This window comes from Tessaracoccus yangjingae, assembly GCF_055326235.1.
The window spans coordinates 257,206-280,911 of record NZ_JBUZNN010000001.1; the positions used below are offsets into that span (position 1 = coordinate 257,206).

Genomic DNA, 23,706 nt, shown 5'->3' on the forward strand with positions numbered 1-23,706 from the left:
CGGCACCTGTGCCGGGGAGCAGCTGACGAACGTGGATGACTAGGGGGTGGACGGGGGAGTGGGCTCAGCCCTTGACGGCGCCGGCGGTCATGCCTTCGATGAAGAACCGCTGGAACAGGATGAAGAGGATGAAGATCGGGATCATCGAGAAGAACGACCCGACGATGAGGAGCTCGTAGTTGTTGCCGTAGGGCGTCAACAGGGTGTTGAGGCCGATCGGCAGCGTGTACTTGTCAGGGCTGCGCAGGGCCAGCAGCGGCCACAGGAAGTTGTTCCAGCTGCCCATGCCGTTGAGGATGGCCATGGCGGCGAAGGCCGGCTTGGTCAGCGGCAGGATGAGGCGGAAGAAGATGCCGATCTCGGAGACGCCGTCGATGCGGCCCGCCTCGACGATCTCCTTGGGGATCCCCCGCAGGTACTGCCGGAAGAACATGATGGTCACCGCGTGCGCGAGGAACGGCAGGATCACGGCCGTGTAGGTGTCCTGGAGCTGCATGTCGTTGATCTGGATGTACAGCGGCAGCATGAGCATCTCGAACGGCACCGACATGAGCAGGATCACGGAGACGAACAGGGTGCTCTTGAAGCGGAACTCGTACATCGCGAACCCGTAGGCCACGAACGAGCTGATCGCAAGCGTCAGGGCCACCTGCAGCAGCGTCACCAGGGTGCTGTTGAAGAACCAGCGGAAGTAGCTGCCGGAGTCCGTGAACAGCGCCACCCAGTTGTCGAGGCTCGCCGTCGACAGGTTGATGCCGAGGTTGAGGCCGTAGCGCACGATCATGTTGCCGTCCTGGAAGGTGGCGACGAAGATCGCCCAGAACGGGATGAGGACCAGGGCGGCCAGCGCTGCGAAGAGCGCGATCGTCAGGGCGGTCCTGCCGATGGAGCGACGGCGATGGGCCTTGCCCTCGTCGCTCATCTGGCGGCCGTTCTTGCCGACCTTCGTGACCTCGTCCGCCGTGAGGCGGGCGTCGATCGGCTTCACCTGTGACGACGACGCGGTCATCGCTCCTCCTTCTTGAAGGTCCCGGTGGCGATGAGCTGCGGGATGTTGATGGCGAGCACGATGATGAGCAGCACCACGCCGACCGCCGAGGCGTAGCCGAGGTCGTTCTTCTCGATGCCCTGCCGGTAGAGGTAGCCGACGATGGTGAGGCCGATGTTCTGCGGCGAGTTGTTGCCGCCCCAGAGCATGAAGCTCTCGAGGAACATGGCCAGGCCGCCGTAGACGCTGATCGTGATGACGAACACGATGGTGGGCTTGATCTGGGGCACGGTGACGTGCCAGAACTTCTGCCAGGCGTTGGCGCCGTCGAGATCGGCGGCCTCGTAGTAGTCGTTGGGGATGGCCTGCAGGCCGGCGAGGAAGTAGAGGATGTTGACGCCGGTCCAGCGCCAGCTCGCGACCGTGAGGAGTGCCATGAAGCCGGTCTCGCTGCCCTTGAGCCACTTGACCGGGTCGATGCCGAAGGCTCCGACGATCTGGTTCATCAGCGCGGTGGGGGACTCGCTGAAGATCAGCCGGAACACGATGCCGGCGACGACCACCGACGTGAGCGCCGGGATGAACATGACGGACTTGAAGACGGACTTGATCTTGTCGCTGCCCAGCTTCGAGTTGATGAGCACCGCGAGCAGCAACGGGATGGGGATGAGCAGGATCAGCGTGAAGATCATGTACTTCATGGAGTTGCCGAGGGCGACGTAGAAGAGGCGGTCGCCGATCAGCCGCTCGAAGTTGGCCAGGCCGACGTTGGTCACTGACCCCGGGATGATGTCCTGCGTGCTCATGATGAAGGACTTGATCAGGGGGCTGATCCAGAAGATGGCCAGGGTGAGCACGAACGGGAGCACGAAGATGTAGGGCGCCACCTTGGGCGAGTAGAGCATTCTTCTCACCGGGCTACTCCTCGCCCTGGCCGTATGTGCGCTGGATCACAGCGAGCCTCCGCCTCCGCACGCCGTCGCGGCGTGTCACCTGTTATAGCGTTGAAAACGAGCGCAGCGTCCGTGCTGTCCCGCTCCGATCAGCCGTTTTACCCAACCTCGGGTGCCACCGGTTTACATCGATGACATAAAGGTAAACCTGGCTCCCGCCGTTCGTCAAGATGCAGTCTGGATCGTGATCTTTCCGTGACTTTTTCGCTGCCCAGACCCTCCCTGGCGGTGGTGGGGGAGGACCTGGGCGGGCCCTCGGGCTACTCGGCGGGGCGTCCATCGGACCGCTGTGCCGGTGGCGATCGGCGGGATGGCCGTTAGGCTCGACGCGTGAGCCAGTACGCCGACCTCCTCAACCTCCCGCTCCGACACGCCGGGAAGGTGCGCGAGCTGTACACCGTCGACGCCGGCGGCACCGAGCGGATCCTCATGGTGGCCACCGACAACATCTCCGCCTACGACCACGTGCTCAGCACGCCCATCCCGGACAAGGGCGCCATCCTCACCCAGCTCAGCCTGTGGTGGTTCGAGCAGCTGGCGGACCTTGTCGACAACCACGTGGTGAGCACCGACGTGCCGGAGACGGTCGCGGGGCGCGCGACGCTCGTCGAGGCGCTGGACATGGTGGAGGTGGAGTGCGTGGCGCGCGGCTACCTCACCGGGTCGGGGTGGGCCGAGTACCAGGTGTCGCGGACGGTGTGCGGCGTTCCTCTGCCCGAGGGGCTGCGCGACGGCGACAAGCTGCCGGAGCCGATCTTCACGCCCGCCATCAAGGCCCCGCTGGGCGAGCACGACGAGAACGTGGACTTCGCCACCATCGCCCGCCTGCACGGCGAGGAGCTGGCCGCCGAGCTGCGCGACCTCACCTTGACCATCTACGCCCGGGCCCGGGACATCGCGGCGGCCCGCGGCATCATCCTGGCCGACACCAAGTTCGAGTTCGGCCGCCGCGCCGACGGCACCCTGGTGCTGGCCGACGAGGTGCTGACCCCCGACTCGTCGCGGTTCTGGGACGCCGCGGCCTGGGCGCCGGGGGAGTCGCTGCCCAGCTTCGACAAGCAGTACGTGCGCGACTGGCTGGCCAAGGAGTCCGGCTGGGACAAGGCGTCGGACACGCCGCCGCCGGCGCTGCCGGCCGATGTGGTCGCGGCCACGCGCGACCGCTACCTCGAGGCCTTCCGTCGCCTGACCGGCCGCGAGTTCGTCCCGTCCTCCTGACCCCGGCATCGTCTGGCCGCCTCCCGGCGTCCCGCCGCCACGGGCGGGCCCCGACGGCGTAACCTCGGCCTCATGACCATCCGCATGCTCGCGCTCCTCGACGGCACCCTCGTCGACCCCGCGACACCCATCGTCCGCGCCGACGACCAGGGCGTGGTCCGGGGCGACGGCGTCTTCGACGCGCTCCTGGCCAGCTTCGGCCGGGCGCACCACCTGGACGAGCACCTCGAGCGCCTCGCCGCGTCCGCGCGCATCCTGCAGCTCCCCGCCCCCGACGAGGCGGGCTACCGCCGCGCCGTCGCCGCGATCGTCGCGGCCTGGGACTGGGCCGAGGAGCCGGAGGCGGTGCTGCGCACCATCATGACCCGCGGGCCGGAGGGGCTCGACGAGCCCAACGGCTGGGTGATGGCCGCGCCGCTGGACCCCGCCACCAAGCGGGAGCGCACCGAGGGCGTCCGCGTCCTCCTCCTCGACCGGGGCTTCGAGGGCTCGGACGTCGCGCCCCTGCCGTGGCTGCTTCCGGGAGCGAAGTCGCTGTCGTACGGCATCAACATGGCGGCCAAGCGCTACGCCAAGGCGCATGGCGCAGACGACGTGATCTTCGTCACCCCGTCGGGATCCATCCTCGAGGGGCCCACCTCCAGCGTCGTGCTGGACCTGGACGGGGTCCTGGTGACCCCGCCGCTGCACGGCATCCTGCGCTCGATCACCATCGCGGAGCTGCTCGACAAGGCGCCCGCCGCCGGCCTCGACGTCGAGGTGGATGCCCTGACCCGCTACGACCTCGAGCGCTGCCGAGGCGCCTGGCTGCTGTCCAGCGGCCGGATCGTGGCCCCGGTCACGCATGCCGACGGCGCCCCGATGCCGCGCTCGCCCCTGGGGCCCGCGCTGACGGAGATGCTCACGCCCCGCGCCGAGTGATGCTGGTCCCGCCGCACATCTCCTATGCGGACCTGCCGCCGGAGGCCGTCGCGCTGCTCGACGCGGTCGCGGCGGAGGCCCGGGGCCTGCTCGACGGCACCCTCACCGTCGACCGCGACGGCGCCCGCGTGACGCTGCGGATCACGGAGGTGGAGGCCTACGGCGGCGGGTTCGACCCCGCCTCCCACGCCTTCCGCGGCCCGTCCGCCCGCAACGCGGCGATGTTCGGGCCCGGGGAGCACGCCTACGTCTACCGCCACATGGGCCTGCACACCTGCTTCAACGTGGTGGTGGCCGTCGACGGCACCCCCACCGGGGTGCTGATCCGGGCGGGTGAAGTGATCGACGGCGTCGAGACCGCCCGCGCGCGCCGGGCAGCCAAGGGGGTCACCCGCCGCGACACCGACCTGGCCGCCGGCCCCGCCCGCCTCACCGTCGCGCTCGGCATCGCGCTGTCCGACACCGGGGCGCCGCTCGACGGCACCACCGGCCTCACGCTCACCCCGCGGGCGGGGCGGGAGCCGAGGGTCGCGGCGGGTCCGCGCATCGGCGTTGGCAAGGCCGCGGACTTCCCGCTGCGGTTCTGGATCGACGGCGACCCCACCGTGAGCCGGTGACGGCCCAGGTGCGGCGCCTCAGGCCTGAAAGACGACGATCCGCTCCACGGCCTCGGCGATGGCCGAGCTTCCGGCGGCGAAGCTGATCCGCACGGTCCGGTCGCCCAGGCGGGAGTCGAAGTCCCGGCCGGGCGTCACCGCGACCCCCGTGGCCTCGAGCAGCGCCGACGCGTACGCCGCCGACGTCCCCCAGCGGTCCAACTGGTCACCCAGGTCCGCGTAGTAGTAGAAGGCCCCGTCGGCAGGGGCCGCGACCCCCCACCCCAGCCGCCCCGCGTTGGCCAGCAGCACCGCGCGGGCCTCGGCGAAGTCCGCCACCGCCGCGTCGCACTCGGCGTAGGAGGCGTCGTCGAACGCCCTGAGCGCCGCGTGCTGCGCGGGCGCCGGCGGGCAGAGCGCCAGGTTGCCGGCCAGCGCGTCGACCGGCTCCACCAGGGCCTCGGGCAGCACCAGCCACCCGAGCCGCCAGCCCGTCATGCCCCAGTACTTGCTGAACGACGACACCACGATCGCCCCGCCGCCGAGCTCGAGCGCCGACGTGCCGCGATCATTGCCCACCGGGTAGGTGACGCCGTGGTAGATCTCGTCGCTGACCAGCCGGACGTCGTGGGCGTCGCACCAGGCCACGAGCTCGGCCAGCTCGGCCCGGCTGACCATGGTGCCCGTGGGGTTGGCGGGGGAGGCCAGGATCAGCCCGGCCAGCGGCGCCTCGGCGTGGGCCGCGGCCAGCTGCCCGACGGTGGGCTGGAAGCGCACCTCGGGGCCGCAGTCGATGTCCACCACCTCGCAGCCGAGCGAGCTGAGGATGTTGCGGTAGGCGGGGTAGCCGGGGCGGGCCAGCGCCACCCGGTCCCCGGCGTCGAACGCCGCGAGGAAGGCCAGCAGGAAGCCACCCGAGGATCCGGTGGTGACCGCGATCCTCTCGGGCGCCAGGTCCACCCCGTACCACCGTCGGTAGTGCGCCGCCAGAGCCTCGCGGAGCGGGCGGATCCCCAGCGCGGGCGTGTAGCCGAACGGCCTGCCCTCCGCGTGCAGCCGCGCGGCCTCCGCGTTGACCGCCGACGGCGCCCCGCCCGCCGGTTCCCCGGCGCAGAGCGAGATCACGTCGCGGCCGGCGGCCCGCAGCGTGGCCACCCGGTCAAGGACGGTCATCACCTCGAACGGAGGCACGGCGGAGCGCGAGGACGGCATGGGGCCAGGCTATCGGCTGGCCCTCGGGCGTCCGGGGTGGGCGCTGGGCACGGCCCCTCCGGGCACGGTCCGCTAGGATCCGTGCCATGCCACGCGTCGTCGTCAACGTCATGCCGAAGCCCGAAATCCTGGATCCGCAGGGGAAGGCCGTAACCGGCGCCCTCAAGCGGCTGGGCTTCGACGGGCTCACCGTCCGCCAGGGCAAGCGGTTCGAGATCGAGGTCGACGGCGAGGTCACGCCCGAGGTGCTGGAGCGGATCGGCGAGGCGGCCGAGAAGCTGCTGGCCAACACCGTCATCGAGTCCTTCGACGTGGTGGCCGACTGATGGCACGCATCGGCGTCGTCACGTTCCCCGGGTCGCTCGACGATCACGACGCGCTGCGCGCCGTCCGGCTGACCGGCTCCGAGGCCGTGCCGCTGTGGCACGGGTCGGACTCCATCGACGGCGTCGACGCCATCATCCTGCCCGGCGGCTTCTCCTACGGCGATTACCTGCGCTGCGGCGCCATCGCCCGGTTCAGCCCCGTCATGGGCACCGTGATCGACGCCGCCAATGCGGGCATGCCGGTGCTGGGCATCTGCAATGGCTTCCAACTGCTCTGCGAGGCGCACCTGCTCGAGGGCGCCATGATCCGCAACGAGCACCAGCACTTCATCTGCCGCGACGTGCGCCTCCGTGTCGAGACCATCGACACCACCTGGACCTGCGCCTTCGAGAAGGGGCAGGAGATCACCATCGCCCTGAAGAACGGCGAGGGCAACTACCAGGCCTCGCCCGAGACGCTGCGCAAGCTGGAGGACAACGACCAGGTGGTGTTCCGCTACCTGGACAACCCCAACGGCTCGGCCCACGACATCGCCGGCATCACCAACGAGCGCGGCAACGTCGTCGGCCTGATGCCGCACCCTGAGCACAACGTCGAGGAGCTGACCAGCCCCACCCTGGACGGGGTCAAGTTCTTCGAGTCCGTCCTGCAGTTCCTCTCCGCGCGCGTCTGACGACGAGCGGGGGGCCGATGAACCCCTGAACCTGCATCGAAGCCCCAAGCCGGGTGCGGGGTGATTGGATGGGTTCCATGTCGACAGCGAACCTCAGCAGGGCCGAGACCGCCGACCGGGCGCGACACGTGCGCGTCCACTCCTACAGCGTCGATGTCGACGTCCGCGACGCCGCGGACCCCGCGACGCACACCTTCCCCGTCATCTCGTCGATCACGCTCACCAGCCGGTCGAGGGAGAGCTGGCTGGACTTCATCGGCGAGGTGGACGCGATCCTGGTCGACGGGGCGCCCCATCCGCTGGAGTACGACGGCGCCCGCATCACCCTGAGCCGGCTGCCCAGGCGCCGCTGCACCGTCACCGTGCACGGCCGCGGCCGGTACTCCCGCACGGGGGAGGGGCTGCACCGCTTCGTCGACCCCGCCGACGGCCAGACCTACCTCTATACCCAGTACGAGCCGGCAGACGCGCGGCGGGTGTTCCCCAACCTCGAGCAGCCGGACCTGAGGGCGCCGTTCGCGTTCTCGCTCACCGGCCCGGAGGGGTGGTGGCTGGGCTCGAACCAGCCCGAGGCGTCGCGGACGACCGTGGCCGACGGTGTGGTCAGGGTCGAGTTCGCCCCCACGCACACGCTGTCCACCTACATCACGTGCCTGGCCGCGGGGCCGTACCACCGCGTCGCCGACACGTGGCAGGGCATGGAGCTGGGGCTGATGTGCAGGCAGAGCCTGGCCCGCTATCTCGACTCCGACGAGCTGTTCCGCCTGACGAAGGCGGGCCTGGACTGGCTCACCGACAACTTCGGCGACTACCCGTGGGGCGTCAAGTACGACCAGATCTTCGTCCCCGAGTACAACCTCGGCGCCATGGAGAACCCCGGCCTGGTCACGTTCACCGAGCACTACCTCTTCCGCTCGCCCGCGACGCCCGCGCAGCTGCAGGGCCGCGCCAACACCCTGGTGCATGAGATGAGCCACATGTGGTTCGGCGACCTCGTCACCCCCCGGTGGTGGGGCGACCTCTGGCTCAAGGAGAGTTTCGCCGAGTTCATGGGCAGCCACATCTCGGTGGAGGCCTGCGGGTTCGCCGACGGCTGGGTGAACTTCGCCACGTCCCGCAAGGTGGGCGCGTACCTGGCCGACTCCATGCCGACGACCCACCCGGTGGTGGCCGACATCCCGGACCTCGAGGCCGCGAAGACCAACTTCGACCGGATCACCTACTCGAAGGGCTCGGCCGCGCTCACGCAGCTGGTCCACTACGTGGGCCTGGAGGCGTTCCTGGCCGGGTGTCGTCGCTACTTCCAGACCCACGCGTTCGCGTCGGCGACGCTGGGGGACTTCATGGATGCCCTGGACGTGGAGACCGACCGAGACCTCAGCGGCTGGGTGCCGGCCTGGCTGGAATCCGCCGGTCACGACAGGCTGAGCGCGCACTGGGAGGTCCACGGCGGCTACATGACCGGGCTGCGGGTGCGGCGCGACTTCTACGGGGCCGGCGACGCCTCTGCCGACCGGCCGCACGCCACCAGCCTCGCGCTCTACCGCCTGCACGAGGACGGGCTGCGGCTGGAGCAGCAGTTCGATCTCCGCATCGAGGGACCCGAGGTGCGGATCCCGGACGCCGACGGGCTGCCCGTGCCCGACGTCGTCCTGATCAACCACACGGACCGGACCTTCGCCCGCGTCGAGCTCGATGAGGGGAGCCGCGACGTGCTCGTGTCCCACCTCGCGGACCTCGAGCCGCTGGCCAGGGCGGTGGCGTGGACGTCGCTCTGGGGCGACGTGCGCGCCGGGCTCCTGGCCCCCGCCGACTTCGTCACCGCCGTGCTCGGCGCCCGCGAGCCGCAGTCCGGGGTGCTGTCGTCGCTGCTGGCGAGGGCCTTCACCGCGGTCGACCGGTACTCGGTCGACGACGCCGCGGCCGGCCCCTGGCGCGACGGCTGCCGGGCCGCTGCCCTGGCGGCCCACCCCGGCTCGGCCGAGCAGCTGCTCTGGGCGAAGGCGTACCTCAACGCCGCAGCCCTCGCGCCGGAGGACGTGCGGTGGGTGCTCGACGGCGGCATCCCCGGGCTCGAGGTCTCGGTGGATGTGACGTGGCTGGCGTGGCAGTGTCTGGCCACGCAGGGCAGCGCGTCCGACGCGGAGCTGGCCGCCGCGCTCGCGGCCGACGACACCGCCACGGGGCGGATGGCCCACCTTCAGGCGCTGATGTCGCGGCCGGACCCGGCGGTGAAGGAGGAGGCGTGGACGCGCGCGCACACCGTCGACGGCGAGACGAACGAGGCAGTGGACGCCCTCATGGAGGGGTTCGGGGCGCCCGGGCAGGACGCGCTGCGTGAGCGGTTCGCGGCCCGCTACTTCGAGCACCTGACCGAGGTGTGGCGCGACCAGCCCATCGAGATCGCCCTGCGGCTCGTGCACGGCGGGTTCCCTTCCGACGGCGTCGAGGCCGGCCATCGCTGGCTGCGGGAGCACCCGGCCGCGCCCGCCCCGCTGCGTCGGTTGGTCAGGGAGGAGCTCTACGAGGCCGAGGTCGCGGCCCACGTGCGGTCCGCGAACGCCGTCAGGGTGCCCCGGCGGGGCCCGCACCGGTAGATTGAGCCCGTGGCAGACACCGTTGAGCACGCAGCCCAGACCCCTGACGTCGAGCAGCCGTACGCGGCACTCGGTGTGAAGGACGACGAATACGCGCAGATCCGCGAGATCCTGGGCCGTCGCCCCACCTCCGCCGAACTCGCCATGTACTCGGTGATGTGGTCGGAGCACTGCTCCTACAAGTCCTCGAAGGTGCACCTGCGCAAGTTCGGCGAGCTCAGCCAGGAGACCCCCCGGGGCCCGCTGCTGGCCGGCATCGGTGACAACGCCGGCGTCGTGGACATCGGCCAGGGATACGCCGTCACGTTCAAGGCCGAGTCGCACAACCATCCGTCCTTCGTGGAGCCCTACCAGGGCGCGGCCACCGGCGTCGGCGGCATCGTCCGCGACATCCTCGCGATGGGCGCCCGACCCATCGGCGTGATGGACTCGCTGCGGTTCGGCCCCCTCGACGAGGCCGACACCCGCCGCGTCCTGCCCGGCGTGGTCGCCGGCGTGGGCGGCTACGGCAACTGCCTGGGCCTGCCCAACATCGGCGGCGAGGTCCAGTTCCACGAGAGCTACCTCGGCAACCCGCTGGTCAACGCCCTCTGCGTGGGCGTGCTGCGGCACGAGGACCTGCACTTCGCCAAGGCCACCGGCGTCGGCAACCAGGTCATCCTGTTCGGCGCCTCCACCGGCGGCGACGGCATCGGCGGCGCCTCCATCCTCGCGTCCGAGACCTTCGACGAGGACGGCCCGGCCAAGCGGCCCAGCGTCCAGGTGGGCGACCCGTTCATGGAGAAGCTGCTCATCGAGTGCACCCTTGAGCTGTTCCAGGCCGACATCATCAACGGCATCCAGGACTTCGGCGCCGCCGGCATCTCCTGCGCCACCTCGGAGCTGGCCTCCGCCGGCGACGGCGGCATGTTCGTCAACCTGGACCTCGTGCCACTCCGCGACCCCAACCTCGCGCCCGAGGAGATCCTCATGAGCGAGTCCCAGGAGCGGATGATGGCGGTGGTCGAGCCGGCCAACGTCGAGCGCTTCATGGAGATCTGCGCCAAGTGGGACGTCCAGGCCACCATCGTCGGCGAGGTCATCGAGGGCGACAGGCTGATCATCCAGTGGCACGGCGAGACCATCGTCGACGTGGACCCGAAGACGGTCGCGCACGAGGGCCCCGTGTACAACCGGCCGTACCACCGGCCGGAGTGGCTCGACGCCGTCAACGCCGACCGCGCCGAGGACCTGCCCCGGGACAACTCGCCGGAGGCGGTCAAGGCCGCACTGATCCGGGTGCTCGCACACGGCAACATCGCGGACAAGACGTGGGTCACCGAGCAGTACGACCGCTACGTCCGCGGCAACTCGGTTCTCGCGCAGCCGGAGGATTCGGGCATGCTGCGCATCGACGAGGAGACCGGGCTGGGCATCGCGCTCGCGCTGGACGCCAACTCCCGCTTCTCCTACCTCAACCCCTACCTGGGTGCGCAGCTGTCGCTGGCCGAGTCGTACCGCAACGTCGCCGTCACGGGCGCCGAGCCGGTGGCCATCACGGACTGCCTCAACTTCGGCTCCCCCGAGGACCCGGAGGTGATGTGGCAGTTCGCCGAGGCCGTGATGGGCCTGGTCGACGGCTGCCGCGAGCTCGGCGTGCCGGTGACGGGCGGCAACGTGTCGCTGTACAACCAGACCGCCACGGCCCCCATCCTGCCCACGCCCACCGTCGGCGTGCTCGGCGTGATCGACGACGTGGCCACCCGGAGCCGTTCAGGCTTCGCACACCCGGGCGACGCGATCCTGCTGCTGGGCGAGACCCGCGAGGAGCTGTCCGGCTCGATCTGGGCGTCCGTCATGCACGACGGCCACATCGGAGGGCTCCCGCCGGCGGTGGTGCTGGGCGCCGAGAAGGCGCTGGCCGAGGTGATGGGGGAGGCCGCGCGTCGCGGGCTGCTGTCGTCGGCGCACGACGTGAGCGAGGGCGGCCTGGGCGTGGCCCTGGCCGAATCGGCGTTCCGAAACGGCCTGGGCTTCGCGGTGACGCTGCCCGAGGGTGACCTCACCGTGGCGCTGTTCTCGGAATCCGCCGCGCGGGCCGTGGTGTCGCTGCCGGGCTCGAGCGTGGAGGAGTTCGAGGCCCTGTGCGCCGAGCGCGGCGTCCCGACCACCCGCCTCGGCGAGGTGACGGGCGAGCCCGAGATGGAGTTCGTGGGGCAGTTCAGCGTGGATCTGGGCGAGGCGGAATCCGTGTGGACGGCGCCGATCCCAGCCGCGATGGCCTAGCCCCTCCCAGCAGCTGGCTCAGCCGTTCGGCGAAGCGCCAGGCGCGCTGAAGGTCGGCGTCGGTCGCGGTGGTGCGGCGGTCGGTGCCGTATTCGGTGGCGATCCGCACCGTCCTCAGCCACTCGAAGCCGTCGGCGTCGAATCCGGGGACGAGGATGGCTGCGGCCTGCCCCGTGGCGGCGTGGCTGCCGGCGCTGCGGGCCCGGAAGCCGTGGTCGAGGAGGAGCGCGGTGAGTTCCTTGCGGATCGCGTCGTAGGCCAGCGAGAACGCGCCGGCCGGGTCTGTCGCGCTGATGGTCCGTGAGCTGGCCAGGTGCCGCGCGGCCTGCTCGCGCAGCATCGCCACCTGGTCCGCATCGGGCGGCACGGACTCGATGCGGCCCTCCCTGATCAGGTCTGCGAGCTCCTGCCGAACCATGCCATCCACCCTAGCCGCCGTCAGGCGGGCCTCCGTGCGGTAGCTGTTCCTCCAGGCCGGTCCTCGGCGGCCATATGGCACCGAGGGGGCGGCTGGAGGAACGTTATCCGCAGGGCCGGTTGTTCACAGCTGATGCTTGGGCCGGGAGTCCGGGGGAGCTGCTGACGATCAGGGAGTGCATGAGACATGAACTGCAGGAGATCATCAACAGCGAGGCGATCATCCGGAGGAGGCTGCATCCAGCTCTCGGCGACGCCATCGATCGTGCCCACAAGGACGGTGACATCACCAGAGTCCTCCCGGGGGTGTTCGCGGCGCCGGAGCAGGCTGAGATGCTCGAGATCCGCACGGCGGCCATCGCGGCGGTGGATCCGAACCTCACCTTCGTTCGGCACACTGCGGCGCGGCTGACCTGGTGGCCTGAGCTGACGGTGGAGAAGGTCCAGGTCGCGTCGACGAGGCGCCGGCCGGCGCCGGGGTATGACTTCGAGGCCCGGAAGGTTCCTGCAGAGCTGCGGCAGTGGAACGGGGAGGTCTTCATCAGCTCTCCCGAGCACAGTGTCCTGGAGCTCAGCGACACCATGGGCGGGGCCGTCATCGACGAGGCACTTCGACGCGAGGCCGTGACGTTGGACTCGCTCAAGAAAGCGCTGGCAGCCATGCCGGCGCGAGCGGGCAACGCAGCGCGCGCACGGCTGCTGCATGAGTCGCGGGATGCGCCTTGGTCCGAGCTCGAACGTGATGCTCATGTCAGGTTGCGGACTGCCAGGCTCAAGGGATGGAAGACCAACCTGGAGGTGATCATCGAGGGGGAGCAGTTCTTCGTGGATGTGGCGTTCCCCGGGCTGCGGCTGGCCCTCGAGTTCGACGGATGGCAGTACCACAAGGATCACGAGGCGTTCGTCCACGATCGCCGCCGTGACGTTCTCCTCACGCTGGCCGGCTGGACCGTTCTGCGCTTCACCGCGGCGACCATGGACGACATGGTCGAGTGTGTCGGTCAGGCGGTGAGGCTGCTGTCGCGCGGCTGACGTTCCCCCAGGCCGGTCCTCGGCGGCCATATGGCACCGAGGGGGCGGCTGGAGGAACGCATTCCGCGCGTCAGTAGGGTGGGGGCATGAGCCTCAACGATCGCGTCACCGACGTCCTGCCCTCCGTCCTCACCGACCTCAAGCGACTCATCGCGATCCCGTCCATCTCGTCCATGCCCGAGCACGACGACAACGTGCTGGCCGCCGCCGAGACAGTGGCCTCCCTCGTCTCCGACGTCGGCTGCCCGGACGTGCGGCTGCTGCACGCCGGCGGCAAGCCCGCGGTCTTCGGCCACTTCCCGGCCCCCGAGGGCGCGCCCACGGTGCTCCTGTACGCCCACTACGACGTACAGCCCACCGGGGACGACGCAGCCTGGACCTCCGCGCCGTTCGCGCCCATCGAGCGCGACGGCCGCCTCTACTCCCGCGGATCCGCCGACGACAAGGGCGGGATCGCGGTCCACCTCGCCGCGCTCCGGGCCTTCGAGGGGCGGCCGCCCGTGGGGGTCAAGCTGTTCATCGAGGGCGAGGAGGAGATCGGGTCCCCCAGCATGGCCGCACTCCTCGACACGTACTCCGACGACCTCACCGCAGACGTCTTCGTGATCGCCGACTCGGTCAACTGGAAGGTGGGCGAGCCGTCGTTCACCACCACGCTGCGCGGCATGGTGGACGCCGAGGTCACCGTCTCCACGCTCCAGACCGGCCTGCACTCCGGGCAGTTCGGCGGAGTCGTGCCCGACGCGCTCACGGCGCTGTGCCGGCTGCTGGCCACCCTCCACGACGACCGCGGCAACGTGGCCATCGCCGGCCTGACCAGCAACGACGACCCCGCCGTCGACTACGACGAGGCCCGCCTTCGCGAGGAGACCGGCATCCTCGACGGCGTGGCGTGGATCGGCGACGGCCCCGCCTCGGCCCGCATGTGGACCCGTCCGGCCGCCTCCGTCCTGGCCATCGACGCCACCCCGGTCAAGGACGCCTCGAACACCCTCATCCCGACGGCGCGCGCCAAGGTCAGCGTCCGGCTGGCCCCTGGGCAGGACGCCGACGAGGCAGAGGCCGCCCTCCGGGCCCACCTCCTGGCCAACGCGCCCTGGGGCGCGCGGGTGGAGGTGGAGCCCGGCCAGAACGGCGGGGGCAGCGTCATCTCCCTCGACGACGACCGCGCCCGCTCCGCCATCGACGCCTTCACCGAGGCCTTCGGCGTCGCCCCCGTGGAGATCGGGGTCGGCGGCTCCATCCCCATCGTCGCCGAGTTCGCCGAGCGCAACCCGGGCGCCCTGGTCCTGGTCACCGCGGTGACCGACCCGATGTCGCGGATGCACGGCATCGACGAGTCGCTGGACCTGGGCGACCTCGCCAAGGCCGCGCTGGCCGAGACCCTGTTCCTGCAGCGCCTGGCGTGACGGCGGAACGGGCCGACGAGGCGGCGCGCTCCGTCCTCACCCTCTTCGGCGGACGGCTGTTCGGGCTGCCCGGCACGCACCTCGCCGCGACCGCCCGGCCCGGCCCACCGCCGCGACCCTGGCACTACTGGTGGCAGGCGCACCTGCTCGACTGCCTCGTCGACGCCAGGCGCCGCGGCTCGACGGTGGTGGACGCCCGGCTGGTCCGCCGCCATCTCCGCGGCATCCGGGTGCGCAACTGGGGGAGGCTGCGCAACCGGTACTTCGACGACATGGCCTGGCTGGCGCTCGCCGCGCACCGCGCGGGTCGCCCCGCGCGGGGCCTGGACCGGGTGCTGACCTCGGCCATCACCGACGACTGGGGCGGCGGGGCGTTCTGGAGCCTGGACCGGGACTTCAAGAACACGGCGGCCACCGGCCCCATCGCACTCCACCTGGCCCGCGCCGGCCGCCTCGACGAGGCCGCCGGGCTCCTCGACTGGCTCGACGACCACCTCGCGGACCCGGAGACCGGGCTCTACCGCGACGGCCTCCGCCTCGCCGCCCCACGCCCTGCGCGGGAGCGCGTCGCGCTGCGGGTGGGCAGGGCGCCCCGCCTCTCGACCGGCTCCGGCTCCGACCTCGTCCCGCACGTGTTCACCTACAACCAGGGCCCCGTGCTGGGCGTCATGCTGCGGCTGGGCAGGCTCGAGGACGCGGCCCGGCACATCGATGCCGTCGCAGCCCACCTCACGCGCCCGGGCACCACGCTCCTGCGCACCCACGGCGACGGCGACGGCGGGCTCTTCACCGGCATCCTCACCCGCTACCTGGCGCTCGCCGCCCGCGACGTGCGGCTCCCCGGCGCCACCCGGGCGACGGCCACCGACCTGACCACGGCGTTCGCCGACGCGCTGTGGCGTGGGCACGAGACGCGCGGCTGGCGCAACCAGCCGGTGACCGTCTTCCCCCAGGACACCACCCCGGCCGGGACGGTGCCGCCCGGGCACGCCGTCGAGCTGGCCACCCAGCTTCAGGCGTGGATGGCGCTGGAGGCGGCCGCCGCGTCGCAACCCGGCTAGCCGACCGACTCCACCCAGAACCGCCCCTCCACCAGGTGCGCGAGGATCGCGGCGGGGAGCCACGGCAGGATGTCGGGCGGCAGGGCGTCGGGCGCGAACCAGCCCAGCTCCGAGGTGGCCTCTCCGGGGGCCAGCTCGCCCAGCCACTCGGAGCTCTCGAAGAAGAAGTTGAACCCCCGCGCGCGTCCCGTGGGGTAGGGCAGGTCGAACCGCTGCACCCCGACGTGCCGGAGCGCCGACGGGTCCAGCAGCGCCCCCACCTCCTCGCCCGCCTCCCGCGCCGCCGCGACCGCGGAGGCCTCGCCGTCGTCGATGTGGCCCCCTGGCAGGTTCCACAGCCCGTCGGCGCGGCCGGTCCCCTCGCGCCTGGCCAGGAGCACCCGGCCCGAGGCGTCCCGCAGCGCCACCCAGGCGATGAGCTCGAATCCCATGCCCCCATCTAACCGCGCCGGTAGCGTGTGCCTCAGCCGAGAGAACGGACATCGACGTGCGGATCGAGCGCGATTCACTGGGGGAGATGGAGATCCCCGACGACGCCTACTGGGGGATCAACACCGCGCGTGCGGTGCAGAACTTCCGGATCAGCCGCCGCGAGATCAGCGTGTACCCGGACCTCATCGTCGCCTACGCCCAGGTGAAGCAGGCCGCGGCCCGCGCCAACCGCGACATCGGGGTGCTCGACGCCAACCTGGCGGACCTCATCGACCGCGCCGCGCAGGACATCATCGACGGCCGGCTCCACGAGCAGTTCGTCGTGGGCGTCATCCAGGGCGGGGCCGGCACGTCCACCAACATGAACGTCAACGAGGTGATCGCCAACCGGGCGCTCGAGCTGGCGGGGCGCGCCTTCGGCGACTACGGCTTCCTCTCGCCCAACGACCACGTGAACCGCTCCCAGTCCACCAACGACACCTACCCGAGCGCCGTCAAGCTGAGCCTCGTGGCCGCCCTGACCAAGCTCGCCGACGAGATGCGGCTCCTCCGGCACTCCTTCGCGGCGAAGGGCCGTGAGTTCCGCGAGGTGCTCAAGGTGGGGAGGACCCAGTTGCAGGACGCGGTGCCGATGACGCTCGGGCAGGAGTTCCGAGGCTTCTCCACCACGCTGGGCGAGGACATCGACCGGATCGAGGACGTGCGGCCGCTGCTGATGGAGCTCAACCTCGGCGCCACCGCCATCGGCACCGGCATCACCGCCCCTCCCGGCTACGGCGAGGCGGTCATCGGCCACCTGCGCGAGATCACCGGCTTCGAGGAGCTCGTCATCGCCGACGACCTCATCGAGGCCACCAGCGACACCGGCGTGTTCATGTCCACCTCGTCGGTGATGAAGCGCTCCGCGATGAAGCTGTCGAAGATCTGCAACGACCTGCGGCTGCTCAGCTCCGGCCCGCAGGCGGGCTTCGGCGAGATCGTCCTTCCCGCGGTCCAGGCGGGCAGCTCGATCATGCCCGGCAAGGTCAACCCGGTGATCCCGGAGGCGGTCAACCAGGTGGCGTTCGTCATCGCCGGGTCCGACGTCACCGTCGCGATGGCCTCGGAGGCCGGCCAGCTGCAGCTCAACGCGTTCGAGCCCGTCATGGCCCACGTCCTGCTGCAGAACAGCACCTGGCTGCGCCGGGCGGTGCGGACGCTGCGCATCAACTGCGTCGACGGCATCACCGCCAACGCGGAGCGCACCCGGACCCAGGTGGACCAGTCCGTGGGCGTGGTGACAGCCCTCATGCCCATCCTCGGCTACCTGCACGCCAGCCGGCTGGCGAAGGAGGCGCTCAAGGGGGGCCGCTCCATCCGCGAGTTGGTGCTGGCCGAGGGCATCCTCGACGCCGCGACGCTGGACCGGTTGCTGGAGCCCGGGGCCCTGTCCGGCGGGGTGCTGGACACGGGGCCGCTGCCGGCGATGACGCCGGAGCTGATCGCGGCCGTGGAGCGGCAGCTCGATGAGGCCGACCGCCGCGACGAGGCCTGACCGGTCACTCCTCTGGCGGGAAGACGTGCCCGAAGGACTCCGGGGCGCGCTGGCTGAAGCGGGGTTCGCGCTTGCCCAGGAACGCGAGCCCGCCCTCGCGGCCGTCGCCGTGGGCCGAGTGCCGCAGCGCCAACGACTCGGCCAGGTGCGCGTCGAGCACGCTCGCGCCCGCCATGTGCCGGAACACCAGCTGTCGGGTCATCGCGACGGCGTGCGCCGACTTCCGGAGCGTCATCCGGTCCGCGACGGCCCGCGCCGCGGCCAGCAGGTCCCCGGGCTCGTGCATCGAGTCCACCAGCCCGATCTCCAGGGCCCTCCCGGCCGTGACGATGTCGCCGCTGTAGAGCAGGTCCAGTGCCCGCGACTGCCCGACGATGCGGGGCAGGAACCACGTCGAGCAGGCCTCCGGGGTGATGCCCAGGCGGGCGAACACGAACCCCATCCGCGCCTCCGTGGAGGCGAGTCGGGCGTCCATCGGGAGCGTCATCGTCGAGCCGATGCCCACCCCCGCCCCGTTGACGGCCGCGATGACCGGCTTGCGGCACTCGAGGATGGCCAGGGTGAGCTTCCCGCCGGGCTCGCGGGCGCCGTCGCTCACCTCCGGCTCCGTCCAGCGCTCCCGCAGCTCGGCGGGGGAGAGGTCCATGCGCGGGTCGAAGCCGAACACGTTGTCGCCGTCGCTGAGCTCCATCCCGGCGCAGAACGCGCGGCCCGCGCCGGTGACGATGATCGCGCGGACGGTGTCGTCGCGGTCGGCCTCCCGGAGCGCGTCGACGAACTCGCGGCCCATGCCCAGGGTGAAGGCGTTGAGCTTGTCGGGGCGGTTGAGGGTGAGGGTGGCGACGCCGTCGTCGCGGGTCAGCAGCACGGTGCTCATCGGAGGTCTCCTTGCAGGATGGCGATGGTGCGGAGGTACTCGTCCTCGAGCCGGTCGACGAGCTCCGCTACGGTGGGCACGTCCGAGATCGCGGCCACGCCGTGGCCGGCCGACCAGACGTCGCGCCAGGCCTTGACGTCCTCGTGCTCGGCGGGCGGCCCCGCGGGATCGATGCCGGAGGCGGCGAGGCTCGCGGTGAGGAAGTTCGCCGGGATGCCGCTCACGGCTGGGGTGTAGACCACGTCGGCCGCCCCGGACGCCACCACCAGGTCCTTGTAGCCGTCCGCGGCGAGCGACTCCCGGGTGGCGAGGAAGCGGGTGCCCAGGTAGGCGAGGTCCGCGCCCATCGCCCGCGCCGCGGCGACGTCCGCCCCCGTGCTGAGGCCGCCGGCCAGCAGGATCGTCCCGTCGAACCAGGGCCGGACGGAGGCGACGAGCGCGAACGGGTTGACTGCTCCTGCGTGGCCACCGGCCCCCGCGGACACGAGGACGAGCCCGTCCACGCCGGCCGCGGCCGCCTTGCGGGCGTGCCGCAGCGTGGTCACGTCGTGGAACACCAGCCCGCCGTAGGCGTGCACGGCCTCCACCACCTCCGGCACCGCGCCGAGCGAGGTGATCACCACCGGCACCCGGTGCTCGACGACCACCGCCAGGTCCGCCTGCAGGCGGGTGTTGGTGGGATGCACGATGAGGTTGACCCCGAACGGGGCGTCGGCGGGCGTGAGGGCGGCCTCGATGTCGTCCAGCCACCCGGCGAAGTCCTGCGTGGTGCGGCGGTTGAGGGCCGGGAAGGTGCCGAGGACCCCCGCCCGGCAGCACGCGACGACGAGCTCCGGCCCGGACACCAGGAACATCGGCGCCGCGACCACGGGCAGCCGCAGCCGGCCGGACAGCTGCTCGGGCAACGCCATCGGCTCCTCCTCGAATCGCGACGCTCCGCCCAGTCTGGCAGACGCCGGCGCCCCTACGCTGTGCCCATGCAGACCCGCCAGCTGTGGCTCGACCTCGCCCGCGGCCTCGCCGTCGTGTCCATGGTGGTGGCCCACACCGCCCCGGCCGGAGGCATCTTCACCGTCACCGAGTACCTCACCGCGCCCTTGTTCGCGGCGGCGATCGGGGCCGGCATCGAGCTGGCCTGGCGCGGCCGGCGTGACGGGGCCCTCCGGTTCGTCGGCGAGTACGCCGTGCGCGGGGCGCTGCTGTTCCTGGCCGGGGTTCTGCTCCAACCCCTGTACTGGCAGATCGTGGTGGTGCTGCAGTGGCTCGGCGCGCTGACCGTGATCGTCGCGGTGCTCGTGGCGCTGAGGGTGCGTGGGCGGGTGGCGTTAGTGGCAGGGGCAGCGGTGGTGGCGGCCGCGTATCCGCTGATGGTGGCCACGCGGGGACCCTGGGCTGTCCCGGGCGCGCTGGCGCCGGCCGTGCAGTTCGCGTTCTCGGGCGGGCCCTACCGCCTGATGCCGATGGTCGCGGCGGGTCTGCTCGGCGTGGGGCTGACCCACTGGCTCGGCCGCACCGTCAGCCCGCGCGCCACGCTCGCCCTCGCCCTGGGCTCCGTGCTGGGCGCGGGCCTGGCCGTCGTGATCGGTTCGCAAACCGCGGCGGGGGCGTCACCGTACTCGGGCACCTACGGCGAGATGGTCGCCTCGCTCGCGGTGGTGACGGCGGTCATGGCGGGATCCAGGTGGCTGACGGACGCGGTCCCTCCCGGGCAGCTGCGATGGCTCGATCCGCTCGTCGCCACCGGCCGCCTGGCCATGACGGCCTACGTGCTGCAGTTCGTGGTGCTTCGGATCCTCACCGACGTCTTCCTGGGCGGAGGGCGCGACGACCACTGGTGGGTGATGCTCACCACGCTGGCGGTTCTGGTGGGGTTCAGCTGGGTGTGGCACCGCTTCGTCGGGATGGGTCCCTTCGAGCGGCTTCTGCGTCTCCCGCGAAGGCTGTTCCGTCGGTAGGCGGCGGCCTCAGGCGTCGAGGTCCTGCTCGACCATGGCGGAGATCCGCTCCACGGCCTCGTCGTTGTCCGACTCCACCGTGACGACGGCTCCGCGCTCGGCGCCCAGCGTCATGATGAGCAGCGACGAGGCGGCGTCCACCGTCGCGCCGTTCAGGGAGATGGTGATGTCGTCGTCGTACTCACCCGCGGCGGCGGCGATGAGGGCGGCGGGACGGGCATGAAGCCCCACGACGGACCCGACGGTCACGGACTTGCTGGCCATCAGAGGCTCCTTTTCTGCACCGCCGCACCGTTGCGGGCGGACACGGGGACAATCATAGCCAAGCCGGAGGCCCCTCCCAGCCACGGGTCGCCGGGGCTGGGAGGGGGCCGGACAAGGCACGGGGCTGCCCGCACCGCCTGGTGGCGGGTCAGGCCCGGGCCAGCCACACCGTCGTGTCGGTGGGCAGGACATGCCCGTGCAGCGGCACGCTGGACAGCAGCACGTCGTAGCCCTCGGGCAGCTCGACGGGGGCGCCGAGCACGTTCGTCAGGACCCGGACGGGGCCGTTGTCGAACGCCACCACGGACTCTCCTGCCTCGACCCACTCGAGCTCGCCGCGGCCCAGCCCCAGCTCCTTCCGGGCCGCGAGCGCGGAGCGGTAGAGGGTCAGGGTGCTGCCCGGCGCGTCCTCCTGCCGGTCGACCGCCAGCGCCTGGTAGGCCTCGGGTTGAGGCAGCCACGTCTTCCCGGTGGGGGAGAACCCCAGGCCGGGCTCGTCGGCGGCCCACGGCATCGGGATGCGGCAGCCGTCGCGGCCGGGCTTGGTGAAGTCCGAGCGGAACCAGGCGGGGTCCTGGCGCAGGTCGTCCGGAAGCGTCGTGTGGTCCGGGAGCCCCAGCTCCTCGCCCTGGTACAGGTACGCCGAGCCGGGCAGGGCCAGCATCATGAGCGTCGCGGCGCGGGCGCGGCGCAGGCCCGCCACGTTGTCCGGCTGCTCGTCGCCGGCGCCCAGGCCCTCATGGCTGGAGCCCGGGTCTGCGAGGCCGAGGCGGCTGACGTGCCTGAGCACGTCGTGGTTGCTGAGCACCCACGTGGTGGGCGCCCCGACGGCCTCGTCCGCGGCCATCGTCGACGCGATCACGTCGCGGTAGGCGGACGCGTCCCAGTGGCTGTCCAGGAACTGGAAGTTGAACGCGGTGTGCATCTCGTCGGGGCGCAGGTACAGCGCGAGCCGCTCCGGGTCCGCCACCCAGGCCTCGGCCACCAGCGAGCGGTCGCCCTCGTAGGAGTCGAGGACGGCCCGCCACCGGCGGTACACGTCGTGCACGCCGTCCTGGTCCCACATGGGGCCGGACTGGCCGTCGAGCAGCGACTGCTCCTCGTCGAAATCGGGCAGCCCGTCGGCCTTGATCAGCCCGTGCGCCACGTCCACGCGGAAGCCGTCGACGCCACGGTCCAGCCAGAAGCGCAGCACGCCGTCGAACGCCGCGCGGACCCGCTCCTCGGACCAGTCGAGATCCGGCTGCTTGACGTCGAACAGGTGCAAGTACCACTGCTCGGGGGTGCCGTCCGGGAGGGTGAGGCGCGTCCAGCCGGCGCCGCCGAAGACGGACTTCCAGTTGTTGGGCGGCAGTTCGCCGTGCTCGCCGCGGCCGTCGTGGAAGTGGTACATCTCGCGCTCGGGCGAGCCCGGGCCGGCGGCCACGGCCGCCTTGAACCAGCGGTGCTCGTCCGAGGTGTGGTTGGGCACCAGGTCGACGACGACGCGCAGGCCCGCCGCGTGCGCGGTCTCGATCAGCCGGTCCGCGTCGGCCAGGTCACCGAAGAGGGGGTCGATCTCCTCGTAGTCGGCCACGTCGTAGCCCGCGTCGGCCATGGGGGAGCGGTAGAACGGGGACATCCAGATGGCGTCCACCCCGAGGGCGGCCAGGTACGGGATCTTCTCGATGATCCCGGGGAGGTCGCCGTAGCCGTCGCCGGTGGAGTCGGCGAACGAGCGGGGGTAGATCTGGTAGATGACGGCGTCTCGCCACCATTCAGCGGGCATGCAATGGTCCTGTCGATTGTCTGATGATGAGGTCCGGGTGGAACAGCATCTCGGTGGGGTCTGTCGGCAGCCCGCGGATGGCGGTGAGCAGCGAGGCGACGGCGGCCTGGGTCATGGCGGCCACCGGCTGGCGGACGGTGGTGAGGGCGGGGCTGGTGAACGCCATCAGCGGCGAGTCGTCGTAGCCGACCACGGACACGTCGCGCGGGACCTCCATGCCACGCGAACGCGCCTCGCGGACGGCGCCGAGCGCCATCACGTCGGAGCCGCAGACGATGGCGGTGTGGCCGGCGTCGAACAGCCTGGCCGCGGCGGCCTGGCCGCCCTCGACGGAGAAGATGGTCGAGACCATGGAGCCGCGCGGCAGCCCGAGCGCGAGGAAGGCCGCCTGCTTGCGCTGGCTGGGGAGGTAGCGCTGCTGGCCCACCGCCAGCCCGATCCTGGTGTGCCCGAAGGAGCGCAGGTGCCCAACCGACATCGAGACGGCCTCAGCGTCGGAGCACGAGAAGAAGGCCCCCTCCACCCCGGGCGCGTAGCCGTTGATGAACACTGCCGGCACGCCGGCGTCGATGAGGCGTTGGTAGTGCTCGGAGGACGCCTCGGTGTCCGCCGGGGTACCCGAGACGGAGATGATCCCGGCGATCTCGACGCCGAGCAGCGCGTCGAGGTACTGCTCCTCGCTGGTGCCGCCGGGCCCGGCGGTGCAGAGGATCATGTGCCGGCCCGCGGCGGTCAACACCAGGGCAAGCTCGTTGGCGAACAGGGCGAACGAGGGGTTGGCCAGCTCCGGCACCATCACGGCGATCAGTCCCTCGGCCGACGGCTGGTCCGGCTCCGCGGCGAAACCGAGCCGCTCGAGGGTGGCCAGCACCGAGACCCTGGTGGCCTCCGCCACGCCGGGCTTGCCGTTGAGGACCCTGGAGACGGTGGCGGTGGACACGCCTGCGGCGACGGCCAGGTCCGCCAGCTTGGCCCGTGGGGGAATCATGGGCCTCCTCTCCTTCGAGTCCGTGCACGCCAACAGCGTTCGCAGGCAAGTGTGCAGGTTATCGCGGCGCATTGCAACGACTTTGCAGAATCGTTGCAGGCGGGATTGAGTCCCGACATGCCTAGTCCGACGCCTGGTGAGCCGTCTAGCGGGTCGGCAAACGTTTCCCGGCGCAGATTGTTATCGAACCGTTACTGCAACGACTTTGCAAGCGTTGCA

The 23,706-nt window shown here is 71.3% G+C and carries 21 protein-coding genes and 1 pseudogene; 12 read left to right on the plus strand and 10 right to left on the minus strand.

All coding sequences use genetic code 11. The features are described from left to right. Nucleotides 1-64: 64 nt before the first annotated feature. On the minus strand, nt 65-1,009 hold the full coding sequence (locus ACZK5D_RS01210; protein WP_463663972.1) for a carbohydrate ABC transporter permease: 945 nt from the start codon (nt 1,007-1,009) through the stop codon (nt 65-67). Beyond that, nucleotides 1,006-1,893, minus strand: coding sequence for a carbohydrate ABC transporter permease (locus ACZK5D_RS01215; RefSeq protein ID WP_458996571.1), 888 nt, complete (start codon nt 1,891-1,893; stop codon nt 1,006-1,008). The genes ACZK5D_RS01210 and ACZK5D_RS01215 overlap by 4 nt, the downstream gene beginning before the upstream one ends. 378 nt (nt 1,894-2,271) lie before the next feature. Between ACZK5D_RS01215 and ACZK5D_RS01220 the strand changes: the two are divergent. The 3 genes and pseudogenes from ACZK5D_RS01220 to ACZK5D_RS01230 all read left to right on the plus strand — a co-directional run. Then, nucleotides 2,272-3,135 (plus strand): annotated as a pseudogene (locus tag ACZK5D_RS01220) (phosphoribosylaminoimidazolesuccinocarboxamide synthase); the annotation flags it as partial. A gap of 96 nt (nt 3,136-3,231) precedes the next feature. Then, a complete protein-coding gene (locus tag ACZK5D_RS01225; protein WP_458994679.1) occupies nt 3,232-4,080 on the plus strand; it encodes an aminotransferase class IV in 849 nt (282 codons plus the stop codon). After that, complete coding sequence (locus ACZK5D_RS01230) at nt 4,080-4,697, plus strand: DNA-3-methyladenine glycosylase (RefSeq protein WP_463664183.1); 618 nt, start codon at nt 4,080-4,082, stop codon at nt 4,695-4,697. Before ACZK5D_RS01225 ends, ACZK5D_RS01230 begins: the two co-directional genes overlap by 1 nt. An 18-nt stretch (nt 4,698-4,715) precedes the next feature. On the opposite strand, the gene ACZK5D_RS01235 is transcribed toward ACZK5D_RS01230, so the two are convergent. Beyond that, nucleotides 4,716-5,888, minus strand: a complete 1,173-nt coding sequence (locus ACZK5D_RS01235) for a pyridoxal phosphate-dependent aminotransferase (protein ID WP_463663973.1) — start codon at nt 5,886-5,888, stop codon at nt 4,716-4,718. An 86-nt stretch (nt 5,889-5,974) separates the two neighbouring features. On the opposite strand from ACZK5D_RS01235, the gene purS reads away from it, so the two are divergent. The 4 genes from purS to purL all read left to right on the plus strand — a co-directional run bounded on the left by purS (nt 5,975) and on the right by purL (nt 11,750). Beyond that, the gene (gene purS / locus ACZK5D_RS01240; RefSeq protein WP_458994676.1) at nt 5,975-6,214 is read left to right on the plus strand and encodes a phosphoribosylformylglycinamidine synthase subunit PurS; all 240 of its coding nucleotides are present in this window, start codon (nt 5,975-5,977) and stop codon (nt 6,212-6,214) included. Then, on the plus strand, nt 6,214-6,888 hold the full coding sequence (purQ, locus tag ACZK5D_RS01245; RefSeq protein WP_458994675.1) for a phosphoribosylformylglycinamidine synthase subunit PurQ: 675 nt from the start codon (nt 6,214-6,216) through the stop codon (nt 6,886-6,888). The genes purS and purQ overlap by 1 nt, the downstream gene beginning before the upstream one ends. A gap of 77 nt (nt 6,889-6,965) precedes the next feature. Beyond that, entirely contained in the window at nt 6,966-9,485 is a 2,520-nt protein-coding gene (pepN, locus tag ACZK5D_RS01250) for an aminopeptidase N (protein WP_463663974.1), read from the plus strand. 9 nt (nt 9,486-9,494) lie between these two features. Next, the gene (purL, locus tag ACZK5D_RS01255) at nt 9,495-11,750 is read left to right on the plus strand and encodes a phosphoribosylformylglycinamidine synthase subunit PurL (protein ID WP_463663975.1); all 2,256 of its coding nucleotides are present in this window, start codon (nt 9,495-9,497) and stop codon (nt 11,748-11,750) included. Here purL and ACZK5D_RS01260 read toward each other — a convergent pair. Next, the gene (locus tag ACZK5D_RS01260; protein WP_463663976.1) at nt 11,686-12,168 is read right to left on the minus strand and encodes a hypothetical protein; all 483 of its coding nucleotides are present in this window, start codon (nt 12,166-12,168) and stop codon (nt 11,686-11,688) included. The two genes, purL and ACZK5D_RS01260, sit on opposite strands and share 65 nt — an antisense overlap. 179 nt (nt 12,169-12,347) lie before the next feature. On the opposite strand from ACZK5D_RS01260, the gene ACZK5D_RS01265 reads away from it, so the two are divergent. From ACZK5D_RS01265 to ACZK5D_RS01275, 3 genes are all read left to right on the plus strand, one after another. Beyond that, the gene (locus tag ACZK5D_RS01265; protein WP_458994670.1) at nt 12,348-13,199 is read left to right on the plus strand and encodes a DUF559 domain-containing protein; all 852 of its coding nucleotides are present in this window, start codon (nt 12,348-12,350) and stop codon (nt 13,197-13,199) included. Nucleotides 13,200-13,285: 86 nt separating this feature from the next. Continuing rightward, entirely contained in the window at nt 13,286-14,608 is a 1,323-nt protein-coding gene (locus ACZK5D_RS01270; protein WP_458994669.1) for a dipeptidase, read from the plus strand. After that, on the plus strand, nt 14,605-15,669 hold the full coding sequence (locus ACZK5D_RS01275) for a glycoside hydrolase family 76 protein (RefSeq protein WP_463663977.1): 1,065 nt from the start codon (nt 14,605-14,607) through the stop codon (nt 15,667-15,669). The genes ACZK5D_RS01270 and ACZK5D_RS01275 overlap by 4 nt, the downstream gene beginning before the upstream one ends. Here the strand turns inward: ACZK5D_RS01275 and ACZK5D_RS01280 are convergent. Then, nucleotides 15,666-16,100, minus strand: a complete 435-nt coding sequence (locus ACZK5D_RS01280) for an NUDIX domain-containing protein (RefSeq protein ID WP_463663978.1) — start codon at nt 16,098-16,100, stop codon at nt 15,666-15,668. The two genes, ACZK5D_RS01275 and ACZK5D_RS01280, sit on opposite strands and share 4 nt — an antisense overlap. 56 nt (nt 16,101-16,156) lie before the next feature. Between ACZK5D_RS01280 and ACZK5D_RS01285 the strand changes: the two genes are divergently transcribed. Continuing rightward, nucleotides 16,157-17,635 (plus strand): aspartate ammonia-lyase, encoded by a 1,479-nt coding sequence (locus tag ACZK5D_RS01285; protein ID WP_463663979.1) that lies wholly within the window; start codon nt 16,157-16,159, stop codon nt 17,633-17,635. A gap of 4 nt (nt 17,636-17,639) precedes the next feature. Here ACZK5D_RS01285 and ACZK5D_RS01290 read toward each other — a convergent pair whose 3' ends face one another. After that, nucleotides 17,640-18,512, minus strand: a complete 873-nt coding sequence (locus tag ACZK5D_RS01290) for an enoyl-CoA hydratase-related protein (protein ID WP_463663980.1) — start codon at nt 18,510-18,512, stop codon at nt 17,640-17,642. Next, nucleotides 18,509-19,423, minus strand: coding sequence for an NAD(P)H-dependent flavin oxidoreductase (locus ACZK5D_RS01295; protein WP_463663981.1), 915 nt, complete (start codon nt 19,421-19,423; stop codon nt 18,509-18,511). The genes ACZK5D_RS01290 and ACZK5D_RS01295 overlap by 4 nt, the downstream gene beginning before the upstream one ends. Nucleotides 19,424-19,489: 66 nt before the next feature. On the opposite strand from ACZK5D_RS01295, the gene ACZK5D_RS01300 reads away from it, so the two are divergent. Next, the gene (locus ACZK5D_RS01300) at nt 19,490-20,467 is read left to right on the plus strand and encodes a DUF418 domain-containing protein (RefSeq protein WP_463663982.1); all 978 of its coding nucleotides are present in this window, start codon (nt 19,490-19,492) and stop codon (nt 20,465-20,467) included. A gap of 9 nt (nt 20,468-20,476) precedes the next feature. Here the strand turns inward: ACZK5D_RS01300 and ACZK5D_RS01305 are convergent, their stop codons facing one another. The 3 genes from ACZK5D_RS01305 to ACZK5D_RS01315 form a co-directional block, all read right to left on the minus strand. Continuing rightward, nucleotides 20,477-20,731 carry an HPr family phosphocarrier protein gene (locus ACZK5D_RS01305; protein WP_463663983.1) on the minus strand — a complete coding sequence of 85 codons (255 nt, stop codon included), beginning with the start codon at nt 20,729-20,731 and terminating at the stop codon, nt 20,477-20,479. Between the two features lie 148 nt (nt 20,732-20,879). After that, on the minus strand, nt 20,880-22,499 hold the full coding sequence (locus ACZK5D_RS01310) for a glycoside hydrolase family 13 protein (protein WP_463663984.1): 1,620 nt from the start codon (nt 22,497-22,499) through the stop codon (nt 20,880-20,882). After that, nucleotides 22,489-23,487 (minus strand): LacI family DNA-binding transcriptional regulator, encoded by a 999-nt coding sequence (locus ACZK5D_RS01315; protein ID WP_463663985.1) that lies wholly within the window; start codon nt 23,485-23,487, stop codon nt 22,489-22,491. The genes ACZK5D_RS01310 and ACZK5D_RS01315 overlap by 11 nt, the downstream gene beginning before the upstream one ends. Nucleotides 23,488-23,706: the final 219 nt, after the last annotated feature.